Consider the following 18,284-nt stretch of genomic DNA (forward strand, 5'->3'; position numbering starts at 1 on the left):
CTGGTCAGTGCTGGTCGCCGAGGTTCCGCAGGATCTTCTGCGCCGCCGGGACCAGCGAGGCGTTGGCCTCGGCCACGGTGATGCCGTTGGGATGGCCGTCGTGGTCGGCAAGGTAGAGCTCGAAGGCGAACCGGCCCTTGCGGAAGATCAGTGCCCCCTCGGTCTTGACCGACATGGTGTCGGTCATGATCTGGGATTCGTCACCGACCGGGGCCGCGGCCGGCTGGCCGCCGTGGGCGCCCGCGGTGTTCTCCACGTACTTCTTGGCACCGTCTTCGGAAAGGTAACTGGTCACCTCCAGCGACAATCCCTTGCGGGACAAGGCGTCATCGGTTCCGGTACCGCGCTCGCACTCGAGCTGCACGTAGTTGTACGCCTGCTCGTCGTGCGGGAACCGCACCGCGCCGATCGCCGTCCCCGGCATCTCCGCCACCAGCGGTGAGACCTCGGCACCGGTGGCGGGGCCGACCGCGTCCGGGGTGAGCAGCGGGCAGGGCTGTAGCGCCTGCTCCGGGAAGACCGGGCTGTCGTAGGTGATCGTGGAGGGCCCGGCGGGTGCCGCAGCCTGCGTCTCGAGGTTCTTCGCGATCCGGGCGGCGAGATCCTGCAACTGGGGCGCGTACCCGCCCGCGGTCAACGAAAAGTCGACGCTGACCACCGTTTTGCCCAGGACCAGGATCGCTTCACCGGTGGCGTCGGCCGGATTGCCCGCCGGGCGCCGCTGCGAATACACCTTGACCGATCCCATGTTCTGCTTGGCGGGGTACTTGTCGAAGCCGGTACCGGCGCCGGGGATGTAGCCGGGCTGGGAAACCGCGACCGCCAAGGTGTCGTTGGTGCCGCCGTCCGGGCCGAGGAGCCCGTAGTTGCACTTGTTCAACGCGAGGGTCCCGGCGTGCGAGAAGTTCTGGCTGCCCGCCTTCACCGGCCCGATGCCGTCCGCGGCCAGGTAGATCCGCTGGAAGTTCACCACGTTGGGATCCGGCCGTGCGTCGACGCGGATGCCGAGCGCGGTCAAGTCGTCGAGCGACAGCAGCGCGCACGCCTGGACGACCGGCTGGCCGCCGTGGTTCACCGCCTGCGGATTCGGCTGCTCCTTAAGCGGAGCGGCATCGGCGACCGACGAGCTGTCGGCGTAACCGGGCCGCTGGACGGTCTGGCCGTCCCCGGAACCTTGCTGCCGCTGCTCGCCCTGGCCGGAATCGGTGTGGTTCAGGACCACCGAGAGACCGATGACGACCACGACCACGACCGCACAGAGGGAAAGAACCCACATTCGCACCTTGTTGCTCATGCACTTCCTCGTAACGAAAATCCAAAGAACAGGTCAATTCACGGTGAAGGAGCGGGACGGCCGCCACCGGCACCCGCCCCGGCTCATCCTCCACAATGGACATACATCCCGTGCGGCGCTCAGCGGATGACGCTGGTGAGCCACTTCCGGTAGCACGCGACACCGGTGTCGATGCCGGACGCCGGCCCCGGAGCGCGTGCGCTCATGTCGGGTACCTCTTCCCCAGTCTATCTGTGTAAGACTCACACAGTTTATCGGGCAGGCACATCCCCGGCAAGATCGAACAAGCCGCACATACTCACTCGGTGACATGTTGAACACAAAGAGTTACAAGACCGACGGTTCACACGCGCTCAGACGGTCATCACCCAAATGGCCTAGAACATTGGAAACGGACATCTGTTCCATAACTCTGGGTGAAACTTACCATCCACTCACACCGCTTCGTTAGCATCCGCACATTTGTTCAGAGCTGCGCGTCCCGTTCGGCCCTTGAGCACATCTCCTCATCAAGTCCACAAGACGAGTGAGGTCCAGTGATGAGCACAGAGGGACTCTCCATACCCGGAATCTCAGTCGGCCGCCCCGGCGCGGGGGTGGCCGACCGGATACGCCACCGGAACAGAACTACGCTGCTCGACGCCGTGCGGCAGCGCATGACGCCGCTGCTCCTCATCATCTTCGCGATCATGATCGCGGTGCTCGACGTGTGGCTCGGGATGCCGAAGAACGCACCGGGGTATTCGATCGCGCTCTCCGCGGCGGCCTGCCTCGCGCTCCCGCTGGGACGCTGGCTGCCCTTCGCGGGCGTGGTCGCCACGGTGCCCGGTTTCCTGACCGGCTGGTCGCAGCTCGCGGCCATGATCGCGCTCGGCATGCTCGCCACCCGCAAGCAGTTCCACTGGCAGACCTGGGCCGGCGCGGGGCTCGTCTGGATGTGCCGGTTCGTGAAGTGGCCGCTCACCGAGTTCGCCGACATGAGCTGGCGGGCGCACGTGCTCGACGCGATCTACGGCGTGCTCGTCGCCGGTATGCCGGTGGCGCTCGGCCTGCTGATCTGCGCCAGGTCGGAGCTGTCCCAGCGGCTCGCCGAACTGGCCACGAGCCGGGTCCGCGAGCGGCGGCTGCACGCCGACGCGGTGCGAGCCGAAGAGCGGGCGCGGCTGGCCCGCGAGATGCACGACGTGGTGTCCCACGACATCACCCTGATCGCGATGCAGGCGGGCATCCTGGCGAACGCGGACGCCCCCGGCGCCTCTCCGGAGGCGAGGCAGACCGCGCAGATCATCCGTCAACTGAGCACCAGAACGCTCGAAGAACTGCGATCACTCGTTGGAGTGTTGAGGTCTGGAGTGGAGGACGACGGACCTCAACCAGGAGTCACCGAACTGTCGGAGCTGATCAGAGGATGTGACGTGCCGGTGCAGCTCAGCGTCGAGCGGATCCCCGACGCGCTGCCCAACAAGGTTTCCGCGGCGGCCTACCGGACCGTCCAGGAATGCCTGACCAACGTGCACAAGCACGCCCCCGGCGCGACGGCGATCGTGCAGGTGATCGGTGACGAGGGCGCGCTCCGCGTCGAGGTCCGCAACGAAGGGGCACGGCAGCCCGCGACGTTCCTGCCCTCCGGTGGCTACGGCCTGACCGGGATGGCGGAGCGGGCACGGCTGCTCGGCGGCAGCTTCGAGACGGCGGCGACCAAGGACGGCGGGTTCGAGGTGCGGGCCCGCTACCCCATCGCTACCTGAATACGGGCGCGGAAAAAGGGCCGGGCGGATCAGGAATCCGCCCGGCCCTTTCTCGTCGAGCCGGAGAAATCAGATCTCGCGACGCTGCCGCAGGCGTTCGAGCGCCTCAGCGAGAATGGCCTCGCCGTCGGCATCGCTGCGACGTTCCTTCACGTATGCGAGGTGGGTCTTGTAGGGCTCGGTCCTCGGCGCCGCGGGTGGGTTCTGCTCGTCCTGCCCGCCGGGAAGACCGCACCGCGGGCAATCCCACTCCTCGGGAATTTCGGCGTCCATCGAGAACGACGGCTGTGCCTCGTGCCCGTTGGCGCACCAGTAGGAAATCCGCCGGCGCGGAGCGGACTCGCCGCGTTCCGACTCACCCGAAGGACCGGCACCGACCCTGGTGCCTCGAATCGCGTTACCGCCAACCATGAATCCTCACAGTGTCTGATTCAAGACGCGCGTCGACTCGCGCCCTGCACGGCCGAGCTGACCGTGGAATCGGCGGCGCACCCCCCTAGGCACGCCCGGTGTACTCAGACCTTCTCAGACCTTCAGCAACAGGCCGAGACCCACGATGCTGATCAGCCAGACGGCGCCGAGCAGCAGGGTGATGCGGTCGAGGTTCTTCTCGGCCACGCTCGAGCCGGACAGGCTCGATTGCATACCGCCACCGAACAACGACGACAGACCGCCACCACGGCCACGGTGTAGCAGCACCGCGACAACCAGGAACGTGCTGGTGACGATCAACAGGATCTGCAGGAAAAGCTTCATCTCGTCCTCTGTGTCCGCGAAGGTCTGAGGTGTCAGATTACCGGTTACCGACCCGTTCAGGGCAGCGGCCCACCCGCTGCCATCGCACAGAGTTTGGTGAACTCGTCGGCGTCCAGGCTCGCACCGCCGACCAGCGCACCGTCGATGTTGTCGCATTTGACCAGATCGCCGATATTGCCCGACTTCACCGAGCCGCCGTAGAGCACCCTGACCTCGTCCGCGACCTCCGCGCCGTACTTCTCCGCGAGCGCGGCCCGCAGCGCGGCGCACACCTCCTCGGCGTCCGCCGGGGTGGCCACCCGCCCGGTGCCGATCGCCCACACCGGCTCGTAGGCGACGACCACGGTCTTGACCTGCTCGGCCTTGAGGCCCTTGAGCCCGGCCAGCAGCTGCGCCGTGGTGTGCGCGATGTGCTCGCCTGCCTCGCGGACCTCGAGCTGCTCGCCGACGCACAGGATCGGGGCGACGCCGTGCTTGACGGCCGCCCGCACCTTCTTGTTGACCAGCTCGTCGCCCTCGGCGTGGTACTCGCGGCGCTCCGAGTGCCCGACCGTCACGTAGCTGCAGCCCAGCTTCGCCAGCATCGGGCCGGACACGTCGCCGGTGTAGGCGCCGGAGTCGTGCGGCGACAGGTCCTGCGCGCCGTAGGTGAGCTTGAGCTTGTCGCCGTCGGTCAGCGTCTGCACCGTGCGGATGTCGGTGAACGGCGGCAGCACCGCCACATCGACCTTCGCGTAGTACTTTTCCGGCAGCGAGAAGGCGATCTTCTGCACCAGCGCGATAGCCTCGATGTGGTTGTTGTTCATCTTCCAGTTGCCCGCGATGAACACCTTGCGCGCCATCAGGAATCCTCTCCCAGCACCGAAACGCCCGGCAATTCCTTGCCCTCGAGGTATTCCAGCGACGCGCCGCCGCCGGTCGAAATGTGCGAGAAGCCGTTCTCCGGCAGGCCGAGCCGGCGCACCGCGGCAGCGGAGTCACCACCGCCGACGACCGTGAACGCCTCGCTGGCCACGAGCGCCTCGGCGACCGCCTTGGTGCCACCGGCGAAGGACTCGAACTCGAACACGCCCATCGGACCGTTCCAGAACACCGTCTTCGCGTCGGAAAGCTTGCCCGCGAACAGTTCCTGGGTCTTCGGGCCGATGTCGAGGCCCTGCCGGTCGGCCGGGATCGCGGTCGCGTCGACGACCTCGAACTCCGCGTCCTCGGCGAACCGCGTCGCGGCGAGCACGTCGATCGGCAGTACCAGTTCGACGCCGCGCTCCTTCGCGTCGGCGAGGAAGCCCTTGACCTGGTCGAGCTGGTCGGCCTGCAGCAGCGACTGGCCGACCTCGTGGCCCTGCGCCTTGAGGAAGGTGTACGCCATGCCGCCGCCGATGAGCAGGCGGTCGACCTTGGTGAGCAGGTTGGCGATCACGCCGAGCTTGTCCGAGACCTTCGCGCCGCCGAGCACGACCACGTACGGCCGCGCCACGTCGTCGGTCAGCTTCTTCAGCACCTCGAGCTCGGCGAGCACCAGCCCGCCGGTGTAGGCCGGCAGTGCGCGCGCGACGTCGTAGACCGAGGCCTGCTTGCGGTGCACGACACCGAAGCCGTCGGACACGAAGGCACCACCGGGCACCAGCGCGGCCAGTTCGGCGGCCAGCGCCTCGCGCTCACCGGCGTCCTTGCTGGTCTCGCGCGCGTCGAAGCGCACGTTCTCCAGCAGCGCGACCTGGCCGTCCGCCAGGCCGCCGACGGTCTTCTTCGCCGACTCGCCCACCAGGTCACCGGCGAGCGGCACCTCGGCGCCGAGCAGCTCGCCGAGCCGCTCGGCGACCGGGGCCAGCGAGAACTCCGGGTCCGGCTCGCCCTTCGGGCGCCCGAGGTGCGCGGTCACCACGACCTTCGCGCCCGCGTCGGCGAGGCGCTTGAGGGTCGGGAGGGCGGCTCGCACACGGCCATCATCGGTGATGGTCTTCCCGTCGAGGGGGACGTTCAGGTCGGAGCGCACCAGCACGAACCGTCCCGAAACATCCCCGCCCAGCAGGTCTTCGAGAGTCTGCACAGTCATCTTTCGGTTCAGGAGAGCTTCGAGCCGACGAGCTTGACCAGGTCCGCGAGGCGGTTCGAGTAGCCCCACTCGTTGTCGTACCAGCCGACGACCTTGACCTGGTTGCCGATGATCTTCGTCAGCGGCGAGTCGTAGATGCAGGACGCCGGGTCGGTGACGATGTCCGAGGACACGATCGGGTCGGTGCTGTAGCGGAGGATGCCCTTGAGCGGGCCGTCGGCGGCGGCCTGGTACGCGGCGTTGATCTCGTCGAGCGTGGCGCTCTTCTTCAGCGTCACGGTCAGGTCGGTGGCCGAGCCGGTCGGCACCGGGACGCGCAGCGCGTAACCGTCCAGCTTGCCGAGCAGTTCCGGCAGCACCAGGCCGATCGCCTTCGCGGCACCGGTCGAGGCCGGCACCACGTTCAGCGCGGCGGCGCGGGCGCGGCGCAGGTCCTTGTGCGGCCCGTCCTGCAGGTTCTGGTCCTGCGTGTACGCGTGGATCGTGGTCATCAGGCCCTGCTCGATCCCGAAGGCGTCGTTCAGGACCTTGGCCAGCGGGCCGAGGCAGTTGGTGGTGCACGACGCGTTCGAGATGATCGTCTGCGAGCCGTCGTACTTGTCGTCGTTCACGCCGAGGACGACGGTGAGGTCCTCGCCCTTGGCCGGCGCGGAGATGATGACCTTCTTCGCGCCACCGGCGATGTGCGCCTTCGCGGCGTCGGCGTTGGTGAAGAAGCCGGTCGACTCGACGACGACGTCCACGCCGAGGTCGCCCCACGGCAGGTTCGCCGGGTCGCGCTCGGCGAACGCCTTGATGGTCTTGCCGCCGACGACGATGCCCTCGTCGCTGACGGAGACCTCCTCGGGGAAGCGGCCGAGGATGCTGTCGTACTTGAGCAGGTGCGCCATGGTCGCGACGTCGCCGAGGTCGTTGAACGCGACGACCTCGATGTCGTGGCCAGCGGCCTGCACGGCACGGAAGAAGTTGCGCCCGATCCGGCCGAAGCCGTTCACACCTACGCGAACCGTCACTGCTGCCACTCCTCTGGTGGTCGACCGGGGCACGACCCCGGTGAAAGACTGCGGACTCGCGGCCACCCTAGCGTGCTGGCCTGCGGCTCCTTGACTGCCCCGACGAGACTTCCACCACTCGCGTCACCGGTCAAGAATCGATCAAGAAATCGATCAAGATGAGGCCAGCTCGCGCTCCAGCGGCGTCCGGAACTTCGGTGTCACCCTGGTCTCCCCCAACCATCGGGTGAGCCGGTCCGCCTCCGCCCCGATCGCCGCTTCCGCCTCGGCACCGACGCCGGACAGCAGCCGGAACACGACCTCGCCGCCGGGCCGCTGCGCCCACCCGCCGACGATCCGGCCGTCGCTCCACACGCTGGGCCCGATGTTCCCGGTGCGGTCGAACAGCGCCTCCTTGTGCTCGCCGAGGTACCAGCCGCGGTCCGACCAGCCCATCGGCGTCGGGTCCAGCGCGGGCAGCAGGGCCACCCAAGGCGGCTGCTCCGCGACCGGTGCGGTGTCATCAACGTCATCGGCGAGCACGATCCCCTGCTGCCCGTCGAGATCGGCTTCCACCACGTCGAGCCGGGCGAGCGCCTTCTTCGCCTGCGCCGCCGTCCACCCCGTCCACCAGCGGAGATCGGTGACCGGCGCCGGTCCGAACGCGCGCAGCCAGCGCTTCGCCAGTTCGGCGCGGGCGTCTTCGGCTTGCCACTCCGGCAGCGCGGAGCCGAGCCAGCCTTCGATCGTCGACCACCGGTACTGCGTGCTCAGCCACGATCCCCTCGGCCTGCCGCGCACCGCCCTGCCGGTGGCGGCGAGCAGGAACAGCACGCGGCTGGTGATCGCGCCGACCGACTCGTACGGCTTTCCCGGCGCCATCCGCAGCTGCTGCTTCAGCCTCGGTTCGTCCGCGGTCAGGTCCTGGGCGAACGCCGCACCGCGCTTCCCCAGTGCCCGCGCCGCCGACTCCACCACCTCGGCGAGCCAGGCTTCGGCGTCGGCCACCGGTTCCGGGTGGCCCAGTTCGGTGAGGTGCTTGACGAGGTGGCGGTGCTCCTTCACGGCGACGTCGTCGGTGCACGCGGCCTGCACGATCCCGGCCGTCTCGACGTCGAAGACGAACACCGTGCGCCGCATGCCGAGCATCCGGACGAGCGCGCGATCCTCGTACAGCGCGCGCTCGACGTCGGGCACCGTGCCCGGCGAGCGCGCGGCTACGGTGAGGTACACCGTCGCCGGGTCGGTCGCGTGCAGCGCGAGCAGGCTCGCGGTGATCTCCTCCGGCGAGGGGCCCGGCGCGGCGAGGTGGTGGCGGACGCCGAGGCGGGCACGCCGCTGCGCGGCGCCGATCTTGACGGGTTTCGGGCTCACTCGGCTTTCCTACCACCGGGCACCGACGGCCCCCATGACCACGAAAGGGTGTCGAACAGGCACTTCCCAGCGTTCGCGGGCCGATCACGACCCGTCGCTCCACAAGATCCACTAGCTTTCGCCGTATGCGCTGGGAAGCAGATGTCGTGATCGTCGGTGGCGCCGTCGCCGGAGCCAGCACCGCGCACGCACTCGCTTCGCTCGGCGTGTCTTCGGTGCTGCTGGAACGCGCGGAGAGCTTTCCCGAACTCAACCGCGGCGACGTCCTCCAGCCGCTGTCGCTCGGCCTGCTGGACAACTGGGGCGTGCTGCCCTCGATCGAAGCGATGGGCGGCTACGAGGTCGTGGCGTCCGGCTTCTTCCACCGCGAACACGGTTTCCTCGGTGAGTGGGGGTTCACCGACCTCGACACCGCGCACCCGCACCAGACCGTGCTGCGGCACACGAACCTGCACCGCGCCCTGTACGCCGCCTTCGCCGGGCGAACCGATCTCGTATCAGTGCGGCGTGGCGCGCGGGTGGCCTCGCCCCTGTACGACGACACGGGTGAAGTGCTGCGAGGAGTCACCGGCACGATCGCCGGGGAACCCTTCGAAGCGGTCGGACAGGTCGTCGTCGCCGCCGATGGCGCCGCGTCGGCACTTCGCCGGGCGGCGGGCATCGGATTCGAGGAGCGCCACACCTACGCCCACGAATACCTGATGCCCATCTGCCCCCGCCCTGCCGTGCCCGAACTCGACCACCGCACCATGCGGTACGTCGGCGCGGAAGGTCTCACGATGATCATCCCGCTCGACGGCGGTACCGAGGTGCGGGTGCCGTTCCAGATCCCGGTCGCCGAGGAGTCCCGCTGGCGTGCGCTGTCCGCACCGGAGCTGTGGAAGCGCATGGTGGCGCGCGCACCGGTCCTCGAAAGCGCGCCGGGGCCGGTGCGGGGCGGCTGGCACAGCTACCGCATCCACCTGCGCCACGCGGAGCGTTACGTGCGGGGCAGGCTGTGCCTCGTCGGAGAAGCGGCGCACGTCATCCCGCCGACGGTGGCGCAGGGCATGAGCTTGGCGATGCTCGACGCGGACGTGCTCGCCGCGGTCATCCGGCGCGGCCTCGACGGCGGCGGGGTCGAACGCGAGCTGGAGCTTTACGACCGGTTGCGCCGCCCGGCGAACGAACTGGCGCTGGCCGCGTCGCACGAACAGACGCTGGCACAGGCCGCGACCGGTCCCGCGGTGGACGAGCACGTGCTCTCCGACTACGCGTGGCTGGCCGACCCCCGGCGCTGCCGTGAGGTCGCCGAACGGGTCGCGGGCCTGGCCAACACGACGGCCGAACAGCTGGGAATCCTCGATGTGCCGGGAGGTACTCACCCGTGACGGAGGACCGCGCCACGCGGATCGGCGCACGGATCGACCGGCTCCCGGTCTCCCGGCTGGCCGTGCGCGCGCGGTTGCTCATCGGCGCCGTGACCTTCTTCGACGGCTTCGACCAGCTCCTGATCGCCTACGCACTGCCCGCGCTGCGTGGTCAATACCGGTTGGACACCGCGACCACGACGTTCACCATCACCGTCGGTTCGGTGGGGATGCTCGTGGGAGCGCTGCTCACCGGCAGGCTGGCCGACCGGTTCGGCCGGGTCCCGGTCGTGGCGCACTGCCTGCTGCTGTACTCCCTCAGCAGCCTGCTCGCCGCGTTCGCACCGAACATCGAATGGCTTCAGGCCGCCCGTTTCCTCCAGGGCATCGGCATCGGGGGCGAGGTACTGGTGGCCGCCACCTACATCAGCGAGATCATCGGCGCCCGCACGCGCGGCCGGTTCGTGCTGGTCTACGAACTGGCTTTCGTCGCAGGGCTCGCGGCGGCCGCGCTGGTGTCCGCGTGGGTGGTGCCGTCGTTCGGCTGGCGAGCCCTGTTCGGGGTGGGCGCGGTGCCGGTGTTCCTCGTACTGGGCCTGCGCCGGATTCCCGAATCGCCCCGGTGGCTGGCGGCGCGAGGCCGGTTCGACGAGGCTGAAGCGGTGCTCGGGCGCTTCGAATCGGCGGCACGCGACCAGTTCGGCCCGCTGCCCGAAATCGCGCCGCCACCACCCGTGACCACCACCGGTGAGACGGGTGCGCGCGAGCTGTTCCGCGGCCCGTACCTGCGCCGCACGATCGTGGTTTCCGTGCTGTGGTTCGTGGCGTTCCTGGTGAACTACGGCCTCACCTCGTGGCTTCCGACGATCTACACCAGCGTCTACCACCTCGACGTGCACACCTCGCTGCTCTACAGCGTGCTCACCACGGTCGCCGGGTTGGTGGGCTGCGTCGTGATCGCGGTGACCGTCGACCGGTTCGGCAGGCGCGCCGGGCTCGTGACAGGACTGCTCGGCACGGTGGTGGTGCTCGGTGCGGCCGCGCTGACCGCACCCGCGACCGCACCGGGCGTGCTGCTGTTCGTGTCGACGGCCGCGATCTTCGTCTTCGCCGTGAACCTGGCGCTGAACCTGTACGGCCCGGAGCTGTACCCGACCCGCGCGCGTGCCGCGGGCGCGAGCATCGGCGGCGTGTTCGCACGGCTCGGGGTGATCGCCGGGCCGATCGTCACCGGGGCCCTCGTCGGTACGGGCGGTGGGATCGCCGCGGTTTTCGGCGTGCTCGCCGTGGCGAGCGCACTGGGGTGCGGCACGGTCGCGTTGTTCGGCGTCGAAACCGCACGGCGGCCGCTGGAGGTCCTCTCACCCTGATCGGCCGGGGCCGGCCAGGACGCGGTCAGCTTCCCGGCTTGACGAACAGCCTGGTCGCCGAGATCCGCGCCGTGCCGTCCGCCTCGGCGAGCTCGTCGAGCTGGTTGCGGATGGTCGCGTCCACGGACAGGTACTTCCGGCCTGCCCGCAGGTCGGCGTCGTTGCGCAGGCGGACGATGAGCGGGAATTCGCTCAGCGCGCCGGCGTCGAACAGGCCCGTGGTGTAGATCAGCTGGACGCCGAGCGCCGAGGCGACGACCCGCTGCAGTTCCAGCAGGTACCCGGCGGAGGCGCGGCCGATCGGGTTGTCCAGGAACAGCACGCCGGAGTGCCGGTTGCGCATCCGGCCGCGGTTGTTCGCGCGCAGCGCGGCGAGCGTGCAGTACAGGATGATCGCCGCGGTGAGCTGCTGCCCGCCGGAGAACACGTCCCTGATCTCGGACACCCGCTGCCGCTCGGTCCGCAGCACCGAGTCCGGCTTGAGCATGTCGACCCGGAATCCCTTGGGCACGGCGGCCTGCACGCCGCGCAGGACGAGCGACATGCCGTCGCGCTTGACGTCGCGGCCATCGCCGGTCTTGCCGATCGCGGCCTCGTCCACGACCTGGCCGAGGCTTTCGGCGAGCACGTTCTCCTCGGGGTCGGCGAACCGGATGCGCAGGAACTCCTGCCCCGACCAGTCGCCGAGCCCTTCCGGGAGGCGGGAAAGCCGCTGCGCCGAGCGGAGCAGGCGCAGCGCGCCGTCGACCATGCCCTGCAGCCTCGCCACGATCCCGGACCGGTGCCGGTCGATCTGCGCGAGATCGTCGGTGAGGGTGCGCAGCCGGGGGCGCAGCGCGGTCGTCCATTCGGCGGCGTTGCCGGGCAGGCTGTCGCGGCGCACCGAGATGATCTGCTGGCGCACCGGGCTGCTGAGCTTCTCGAACTGCTTCTCGGTGGCGTACTGGGCGAGCGCGTCGGCGGCGGCGCGAACCCGTTTCTCCGCCTTGTCGACCGCGGCATCCGCCTCGGTGAGCGTCGAAGCGAGCCTGCTGTGCCGGGACTGCGCCGAGTCGACGTCCCCGTCGAACGGGTTCCGGTCGTCGTCATCATCATCGGCGACGAGATGGGCCATGGATTCGGCGAGGACGCGGAACCCGGACGCGGACGTGGTGGCGTAGTCGAGCGCGTGCTCGGCTTCGCCGCGTTTCGCCTGCGCCTGCTCCCACGCCCGCGCCGCGGTGCTGGCCTCCTCGGCCGCCGCCTCGATCTGCTCGCGCCCGTGCTCGATGTCGCGGGGGCGGCCGTAGTGTTCGAGCGACGCGGGCTGCTTCGGCAACTGGTCCAGTTCGGCCTTGCGGGTGGCGACGAGGCCGATCACCTCGCCCTGCTCGCGTTCCAAAGAGGACACAGCGCGGCCCGCGCGTGCGAGCGCGGCGGCGCGCGTGGCGGCGTCGGAGCCGTCCGGGGTTTCGAGCAGCTCACCGGCGAGCTCGCGGACACGGGGATCCAGCGCCTCCAGCGCGGCGCGAGCGGTCGACTCGGCGCTTTCCGCCTGGTCGAGTTCGGCGCGCAGATCGCTGCCGACCTCCACCTTCGCGTAGGCGTCGCTCGCGGACGAGAACCGGCGGCGCAGCGCATCGACCGGCTCGGCCGGCACCGGGTCGGATTCGGACACCGAGCCACCGCCGGGCACCTCGGCGAGTTCGGCGCGCGCGCTGCTGACCGTGCGGCGGTGCCCGTCGGCGGTGCGCTGCTCCTCGGCGACTTCTTCGCGCAGCCGTGCGGCGCGCGCGGCTGCCGAGGACGACTCCGCCTCGGCCTGCCCCGCGATCTCGTCGGCCCTGCTCGCCGCGTCCGTCCACTCCGGAATCTTCGCGACCCTCGCCGCGAGGTCGGTCAGCGCGCGCGAACGCTGATCCCCTTCCCGCACGGCCGATCGCAACGCGGGCACGGTCTCCCGGAGCCGGGTACGGCGATCCGCCATCTCGGCCAGCGCCCGTTCCGCGGTCTCCGCTTCCTTTTCGGCGTCGGCGAGTTCGGTGGCCGCGTCCTCGGCCGCTTGCGCGAGCACGGCCAGCGCGCCCGGCGGGTAGTCCTCGCGCCAGGCGCTGAGCTTCCATTCGAGTGCCGCGTCGTCGCCGACCGCGGCCGACAGCGCTTCGAGCCGCTTCTGGCGGCGGCCGCTGCGGGCGGCGATCGCCTCGCGCTCGGCGTCGGCCGCGTCCTCGTCGTACATCGCGGGGTTCGGCTGGACGAGGAACTCGACCCCGGCCGCGGCCCCGCTCCCGGAGCCGCGGACCGCTTCCGTCGTCGCGACCGGCAGCACCACGCTCGGCAGCAGCTTCGCCTCGGCGAGCGCCTTCTTCGCGCGCGGGATCTGCTTGACGTCGTTGACGAGCACGCCGCCGACGAGGTGCGGCAGCTCGGCCAGCACCCGCTCGCGGCCCTTGACGTCCATAGTAGACAGATAGCGCCAGCCGGACCACGCGGTGACCCCGGCCGCTTCGAGGACGTCGAGCACGTCCTGGACCTCCGGCGGCGAGGGCAGGAGACCGCCGCTGCCCAAGGCACCGAGCGCGCGCTCGTCGACCGATTCTTCGATGCGCAGCGCGGTTTGCTCGCGCTCCGCTTCGGCACGAGCCTCGCGAAGGCGGTTCTGCAGCGAGGGCGTGTCGGTCTCCGGCTGCACCGTGTCGCCGCCGAGCAGTTCGAGCAGCCGCGCGTTGGCGGCGAGCGCGTCGGTCCGCTGGTTCGCCTTGCCGAGCTCGCCCCGCGCGGTCTCGCTGCGCGAACTCGCCGTCGAAACGCGTTGCTGCGCCTGGTGCAGTGCGGACTGCGCCTGCCCGTAGTCCTCGGCAATCCGCTCCAGCTCGGCTTCCTTCGCCGCGAGTTCGTCCGCGGCCTGCTCCGAGCGCCCGCGTGCCTCCTGCGCCGCCGCGACGACCTCGGACCCGTCACCGAGCAGCCCGTCGCGGACGGCCTGGCGGATTTCCCCGCGTGCTTCCTCGATCCTCGCGGTCAGCTGCGCGTGCTCGGCACGGTGCTTCGCCGCGACGCCGGTCGCCTCGTCGCGCTGGCGCTGCGCGTCGGTGGCTTCGGTGGTGAGCGCGCCCACCCTGCTCTCGGCCGCGTCGGCCTGTTCTCCCGCCTGCGCGGCGAGCGCCAGCAACCCGCGCGCGAGTGCCGACGCGGCCGCGTTCCTGGCCTGCAGCGCGGGTTTGGCGTCCTGTTCCCGCTCCCCCACCAGCGCGCGGATGTCAGCGGCTTTGCGCACCGCGTTCACATGGGACAGCACGGTCGAAGTCTCGCGCCACGCCTCGGCGTCGACACGCGCCTCGGCGAGTTCGGCGTCTACGCGCTCACGTTGCTTGGTCGCCTCCGCGAGCTGGAGACCGGCCACCACGCGGCGCAGTTCGGTGACGACAGCGGCGAGCCTGCGATGGTCGCCCTCCGCCAGTTTCTCGGCTTCGCGCGTTTCGTCGACGTGCGCGCGCAACCCGTCGAGCCGCTCGGACTCGATCTGGTGCCGCGCGGTCACCGCTCCGGCCAGCTCCCGCGCGTCGGCACGGGCCCGCTCGGCGAGCTTGCGGGACGCGGCCGCCAGCGCCTCCTCTTCGGACAGTGGCGCCAGCAGTTCGAGCGCACCGGCCACGAAGTCCCGTTCGGACAGCAGCTCGCCGCGCTGGCCGAGGTTGTGCGCATAGGTCTGCACCACCTCGGCGAGATCGCGCGGGTCGTCCTCGGCGATGACCGCCTTGAGCAGGAACTCGACGAAGGCCTCGTCGTTGGTGAAGTTGAACGCGTCCGCGGCTTCACCCTCCCCCGCGTTCATCGCGCGCTGGTACCGGAACAGCTCGGTGTCGAGGCCGAGCGTGTCCAGCCGGGAGGTCCACTCGTGGTGGCGGCGGGTCCAGAACAGCTCCAGCTCGGGCTCCGCGCGGTGCGCCTCGTCGAGCTTCTCCTGGAACCCCGACATGGTCAGCAGCCTGCCGTCGACGGTCAGCGGCAGCGTCTCGAGGTCGAGCGAAGTGCTGGGGTGGAAGCAGAACCACGAGTCGATGAGGTTCGCCGGATCCGATGAGGTGACGTGCCCGCGCCATTCCGACACCTTGCCGGTGATCACGCGCTGCCCGGTCTCGGTGTGCTGCCATTCCACCACGACGTGCGAAACGTCCTTGGCCGCCACGAACTTTTCCAGCACGCGGGTGCTCGTGGTGCCGACGACCTGGCGACGGCCGGGCAGCATGACCGAGAAGATCAGCTTGATCAGCACGGACTTCCCGCCGCCGTTCTCCAGGAACAGCACGCTCGCCGGTGACGGCCGCCGTGGCAGGCCCTGCTCCGCGGAGTGGATGCCCGCGCTGAACAACGCGTCCTGGGACGGCGTCCGCACCACCTCGCCGACCCCGGACAGGTCGAGCACCACGTCCTGGTACCGCGCACCCGCCGGGCCGACGGAGTGCAGGCGCACCCGCGAAAGTTCGTACATCTCCCCGCCTAGCTCAATGTGTCCGAAATGGACGGCCGAAGGGTGCCTGCGCCGTCGCCGACCGACACCACGCCGAGTTCGAGCAGCTCTTCGAACGCGCTGTCCGCGGCCAGCTCCCGCACCTGCACCTGGTACCGGGGCGTGGTGCGGTAGGTACCGCCCTGCTCGGTGTTCACCTGGACCAGGAACCCTTGCTCGGCAAGGAATCGCAGTGCCCGCGCGACCATCCCGCGCGTGGTGTCCGAGGCCAGCCTGCCGTCCTTGGTGGCCGCCGCGGCCGGGCGGCGCGCGTACGCCCGCCACGCCTGCTCCAGCTCCGGCGCGTCGGAGAGCGGGTCGTTGTTCTCCTCCGCCTTGGCCGCGCGCTCGTCCAGGATCCGGCACGCCTCGCGCACCACGCCGTCGACCTGCTCGACGGTGACGCGCCCGATGTAGGTGTCGTTCGCGAGATCATCGGGCCGCGGGTACCCGAGCGCGGCGGCGGCGAGGTGCACCAGCCCGTGCAGCACCTTCTCGGTGTCGCGGCGCTCCCTGATCTTGCTCTGCCGCGCGTAGCTGTCCATCTTGATCTCGAACACGGACTCGTCGGTGGCCGCGAGCACCGCGCCGGCCTGCGTGCTCACGTCGAGCACCATCAGGCCGAGCCCCGCCGCGACCGCGTTCGTGAGCTGCTTGAACGCGCTGTCCTCGCCGTAGCGGCGCACCAGGTCGGCGTACACGACGTCACGTCCGGGGAGCTGTTTCGGGCGCATCCCGAACGAGATCAGCCGCGCGGCGGCTTCCACATCACCAGGCCGGCTCACGCTGACACTTCCTCCCCTTCGTCACCGCGGTCGATGCGCGCGGTGGCCAGCAGCAGGTCCGCGCCACCGAACTCGGCGTCGGCGAGCGGTGTGCCGTCGTCGACGGCGAGCAGCGCGCGGTCGTCACCCTGCCGGACCGCCGCACCCACCTCGGGACTGTAGGAGTGCACCGCGCGCAGTGCCACCAGGCGGGCGAGCTGGGGATCCAGCTCACGCGCCTCGGCAATCAGGCCGGACAGGCGGCGCGGCACGTCGGGCAGCTCCAGCAGCTCGTCGGCCTGGCGCCACTGCTCGTCGCTGTAGTAGTCGAGCGTCTCGGGCGGCACCAGCTCCGGCTCGGGGATCTCGCCGACCACCTTGTCCCGTTCCGGCGCGGGCCGCAGCAGCATCGACACCAGCGACGGCAACGCGGGCACGGCGGGCACCGACAGCCCGGACGAGCCGTGGAAGAACCGCTCCGCCGGGCGCACCGCGTCCGCGATCGGCAGTTCCAGCGTCGGCACCAGTAGCTGGCCGAACAGGTCCACGGTGGCGCGCTGCGGCGGGCCGGAGAACTGCTGGCGGTCCTGCTCCGCGCGGAAGATCGCCCCCGCCGCCTGCAGCCGCGACTGCAGCTGCGTGTGCCGCGAGATGCAGTCGCCGACGATGTCGACGAGCTCGGCGGCGCGGCGCTTGCGGTCGGAGTCCTCCGCGTCGTCGCGGGCCGTCGTGATGTTCTTCAGGATCGCGTTCTCGGCCCGGAACCGGGACTCGATGTGGGACAGCGCCGAGTCCAGCAGCTCGGGCATCTCGGCGTCCCAGTCCACCGCGCGCACGTCGCGGCGGGTCGCGTCGAGCTTCGCCCGCAGGGTCTCCCCGTACTGCACGGTGCGGTAGCGCGCCTGCTCGGCGGCGAGCTTCGCGTCGGCGAGCCTGCCGCGGTTGATCAGGTTCTCCAGCTTCACCTCGGCCGCGATCTGCGCGGACTCCACGTCGGTGTCCAGCGCGCCGACGAGGACGTTGATCGCCTCGTCGCTCGCGCGCAGGTACACCTCGCCGTCCGGCGCGGCCAGCTCGACGAGCAGCTTGAAGTCGAACGCGCGGCGCGCGTACCGCCCGCGGTCGTCGACGCTGCCGTACACCCGCCGGAACCCGCGGTCGGCTGTGCCGACGTTTATCAGGTTGTCGAGCACCCAGCGCGCGACGCGCTCGTGCTCGTCCTTCGCCCTGCCCGGCGCCTGCGCGGCGATGAACGGGCGCAGCCGGTTGACGATCTCGTGGTGGTCGGCGCCGGTGTCGAAGTCCATCGCGATGGTGACCTGGTCGATCGTGTGCAGCCCGATCTCGGCCATCTGGTAGATCGTCGCGTCGGCCCAGTCCAGCTTGGCCTTGCGCGCGTCGAGGTCGTGCAGCGGCGCGGTGCACGCGAGCGCCTTCAACCGGCGGGCCAAGCCCTCGTCGGCAAGGCCCGCTCCGATCAGGTCCGCGTCACGCACAGCGGCCAACGTTAGTCGGCCACGCCGCGCGCCCGCTCGGGTGAGGGGGTAATTTCGGCCGCATGCGGGAGATGAGCAGGGCGGAATGGTGGGAGTTCGCGTCGGCCGGGACCAGGACCGGCATGCTCGGCGTGGTCCGCGCGGACGGAACCGCGCACGTCACGCCGGTGTGGTTCCTGCTCGACGAGACCGCCGGGGGCGACGAGCTGGTGTTCACGACCGAGGAGTCGTCCCTGAAGGGGAAGGCCTTCCGGCGCGACCCCCGGTTCACGCTGTGTGTCGACGACCAGCGCCCGCCCTTCTCGTTCGTGCAGTTCAGGGCCGAGGCGACCCTGCTCGGTCACGACGGGCACCACGACGAACTGCTGACCTGGGCGACCGCGATCGGCAGCAGGTACATGGGCGAGGACGCCGGGCCCGCCTACGGGAAGCGCAACGCCGTCGCCGGCGAGTACCTCGTCCGGGCGAAGATCACGAAGGTCGTCGCCCGCGCCGACATCGCGGGCTAGGTGTATTGCCCTGTGAGGTTGGGGACGCGGCTGGCGGGTGGTTTGCCGGTGAGTGCGGTGTGGCCGCGGTGGTGATTGTAGGTGTGT

Annotated in this window: 14 protein-coding genes; 4 read left to right on the plus strand and 10 right to left on the minus strand. The window is 70.2% G+C overall.

Going from position 1 to position 18,284, the window contains the following annotated elements; all coding sequences use genetic code 11:
• Positions 1-4 precede the first annotated feature (4 nt).
• Positions 5-1,294 (minus strand): hypothetical protein, encoded by a 1,290-nt coding sequence (locus ABD256_RS29690; RefSeq protein WP_344426226.1) that lies wholly within the window; start codon positions 1,292-1,294, stop codon positions 5-7.
• 539 nt (positions 1,295-1,833) lie between these two features.
• On the opposite strand from ABD256_RS29690, the gene ABD256_RS29695 reads away from it, so the two are divergent.
• A complete protein-coding gene (locus ABD256_RS29695) occupies positions 1,834-3,042 on the plus strand; it encodes a sensor histidine kinase (protein ID WP_344426229.1) in 1,209 nt (402 codons plus the stop codon).
• 69 nt (positions 3,043-3,111) lie between these two features.
• Here the strand turns inward: ABD256_RS29695 and ABD256_RS29700 are convergent, their stop codons facing one another.
• The 6 genes from ABD256_RS29700 to ABD256_RS29725 all read right to left on the minus strand — a co-directional run bounded on the left by ABD256_RS29700 (position 3,112) and on the right by ABD256_RS29725 (position 8,220).
• A complete protein-coding gene (locus ABD256_RS29700; protein ID WP_344426232.1) occupies positions 3,112-3,453 on the minus strand; it encodes an RNA polymerase-binding protein RbpA in 342 nt (113 codons plus the stop codon).
• Positions 3,454-3,567: 114 nt separating this feature from the next.
• The gene (gene secG, locus ABD256_RS29705) at positions 3,568-3,798 is read right to left on the minus strand and encodes a preprotein translocase subunit SecG (protein WP_344426235.1); all 231 of its coding nucleotides are present in this window, start codon (positions 3,796-3,798) and stop codon (positions 3,568-3,570) included.
• 56 nt (positions 3,799-3,854) lie between these two features.
• Positions 3,855-4,640, minus strand: a complete 786-nt coding sequence (tpiA, locus tag ABD256_RS29710; RefSeq protein WP_344426238.1) for a triose-phosphate isomerase — start codon at positions 4,638-4,640, stop codon at positions 3,855-3,857.
• Entirely contained in the window at positions 4,640-5,848 is a 1,209-nt protein-coding gene (locus ABD256_RS29715) for a phosphoglycerate kinase (protein WP_344426272.1), read from the minus strand. The genes tpiA and ABD256_RS29715 overlap by 1 nt, the downstream gene beginning before the upstream one ends.
• A 14-nt stretch (positions 5,849-5,862) precedes the next feature.
• Complete coding sequence (gene gap, locus ABD256_RS29720; RefSeq protein ID WP_344426241.1) at positions 5,863-6,867, minus strand: type I glyceraldehyde-3-phosphate dehydrogenase; 1,005 nt, start codon at positions 6,865-6,867, stop codon at positions 5,863-5,865.
• 153 nt (positions 6,868-7,020) lie between these two features.
• The gene (locus ABD256_RS29725; RefSeq protein ID WP_344426243.1) at positions 7,021-8,220 is read right to left on the minus strand and encodes a winged helix DNA-binding domain-containing protein; all 1,200 of its coding nucleotides are present in this window, start codon (positions 8,218-8,220) and stop codon (positions 7,021-7,023) included.
• A gap of 125 nt (positions 8,221-8,345) precedes the next feature.
• Here ABD256_RS29725 and ABD256_RS29730 point away from each other — a divergent pair, with 125 nt between their 5' ends.
• A complete protein-coding gene (locus tag ABD256_RS29730; protein ID WP_344426246.1) occupies positions 8,346-9,590 on the plus strand; it encodes an FAD-dependent oxidoreductase in 1,245 nt (414 codons plus the stop codon).
• Positions 9,587-10,939, plus strand: coding sequence for an MFS transporter (locus ABD256_RS29735; protein WP_344426249.1), 1,353 nt, complete (start codon positions 9,587-9,589; stop codon positions 10,937-10,939). Before ABD256_RS29730 ends, ABD256_RS29735 begins: the two co-directional genes overlap by 4 nt.
• A gap of 25 nt (positions 10,940-10,964) precedes the next feature.
• Here the strand turns inward: ABD256_RS29735 and ABD256_RS29740 are convergent, their stop codons facing one another.
• The 3 genes from ABD256_RS29740 to ABD256_RS29750 are packed head-to-tail and all read right to left on the minus strand — an operon-like array spanning position 10,965 to position 17,688.
• On the minus strand, positions 10,965-15,410 hold the full coding sequence (locus tag ABD256_RS29740; RefSeq protein ID WP_344426252.1) for a coiled-coil domain-containing protein: 4,446 nt from the start codon (positions 15,408-15,410) through the stop codon (positions 10,965-10,967).
• An 8-nt stretch (positions 15,411-15,418) separates the two neighbouring features.
• Positions 15,419-16,162 (minus strand): hypothetical protein, encoded by a 744-nt coding sequence (locus ABD256_RS29745; RefSeq protein WP_254126694.1) that lies wholly within the window; start codon positions 16,160-16,162, stop codon positions 15,419-15,421.
• Between the two features lie 47 nt (positions 16,163-16,209).
• A complete protein-coding gene (locus ABD256_RS29750; RefSeq protein ID WP_344426255.1) occupies positions 16,210-17,688 on the minus strand; it encodes a hypothetical protein in 1,479 nt (492 codons plus the stop codon).
• A gap of 62 nt (positions 17,689-17,750) precedes the next feature.
• On the opposite strand from ABD256_RS29750, the gene ABD256_RS29755 reads away from it, so the two are divergent.
• Positions 17,751-18,197: a PPOX class F420-dependent oxidoreductase gene (locus ABD256_RS29755; RefSeq protein WP_344426257.1), complete on the plus strand. Its 447-nt coding sequence runs from the start codon at positions 17,751-17,753 to the stop codon at positions 18,195-18,197.
• Positions 18,198-18,284 lie beyond the last annotated feature (87 nt).

This window comes from Amycolatopsis minnesotensis, assembly GCF_039529815.1.
Classification (GTDB): Bacteria; Actinomycetota; Actinomycetes; order Mycobacteriales; family Pseudonocardiaceae; genus Amycolatopsis; species Amycolatopsis minnesotensis.

What these genes read in the sequence shown, in the direction of transcription:
- tpiA (WP_344426238.1), bottom strand. Translation starts at nt 4,640, where the DNA reads ATGGCGCGCAAGGTGTTCATCGCGGGCAACTGGAAGATGAACAACAAC.
- ABD256_RS29745 (WP_254126694.1), bottom strand. Translation starts at nt 16,162, where the DNA reads ATGCGCCCGAAACAGCTCCCCGGACGTGACGTCGTGTACGCCGACCTG.
- ABD256_RS29695 (WP_344426229.1), top strand. Translation starts at nt 1,834, where the DNA reads ATGAGCACAGAGGGACTCTCCATACCCGGAATCTCAGTCGGCCGCCCC.
- secG (WP_344426235.1), bottom strand. Translation starts at nt 3,798, where the DNA reads ATGAAGCTTTTCCTGCAGATCCTGTTGATCGTCACCAGCACGTTCCTG.
- ABD256_RS29740 (WP_344426252.1), bottom strand. Translation starts at nt 15,410, where the DNA reads ATGTACGAACTTTCGCGGGTGCGCCTGCACTCCGTCGGCCCGGCGGGT.
- ABD256_RS29700 (WP_344426232.1), bottom strand. Translation starts at nt 3,453, where the DNA reads ATGGTTGGCGGTAACGCGATTCGAGGCACCAGGGTCGGTGCCGGTCCT.
- ABD256_RS29730 (WP_344426246.1), top strand. Translation starts at nt 8,346, where the DNA reads ATGCGCTGGGAAGCAGATGTCGTGATCGTCGGTGGCGCCGTCGCCGGA.
- ABD256_RS29755 (WP_344426257.1), top strand. Translation starts at nt 17,751, where the DNA reads ATGCGGGAGATGAGCAGGGCGGAATGGTGGGAGTTCGCGTCGGCCGGG.
- ABD256_RS29690 (WP_344426226.1), bottom strand. Translation starts at nt 1,294, where the DNA reads ATGAGCAACAAGGTGCGAATGTGGGTTCTTTCCCTCTGTGCGGTCGTG.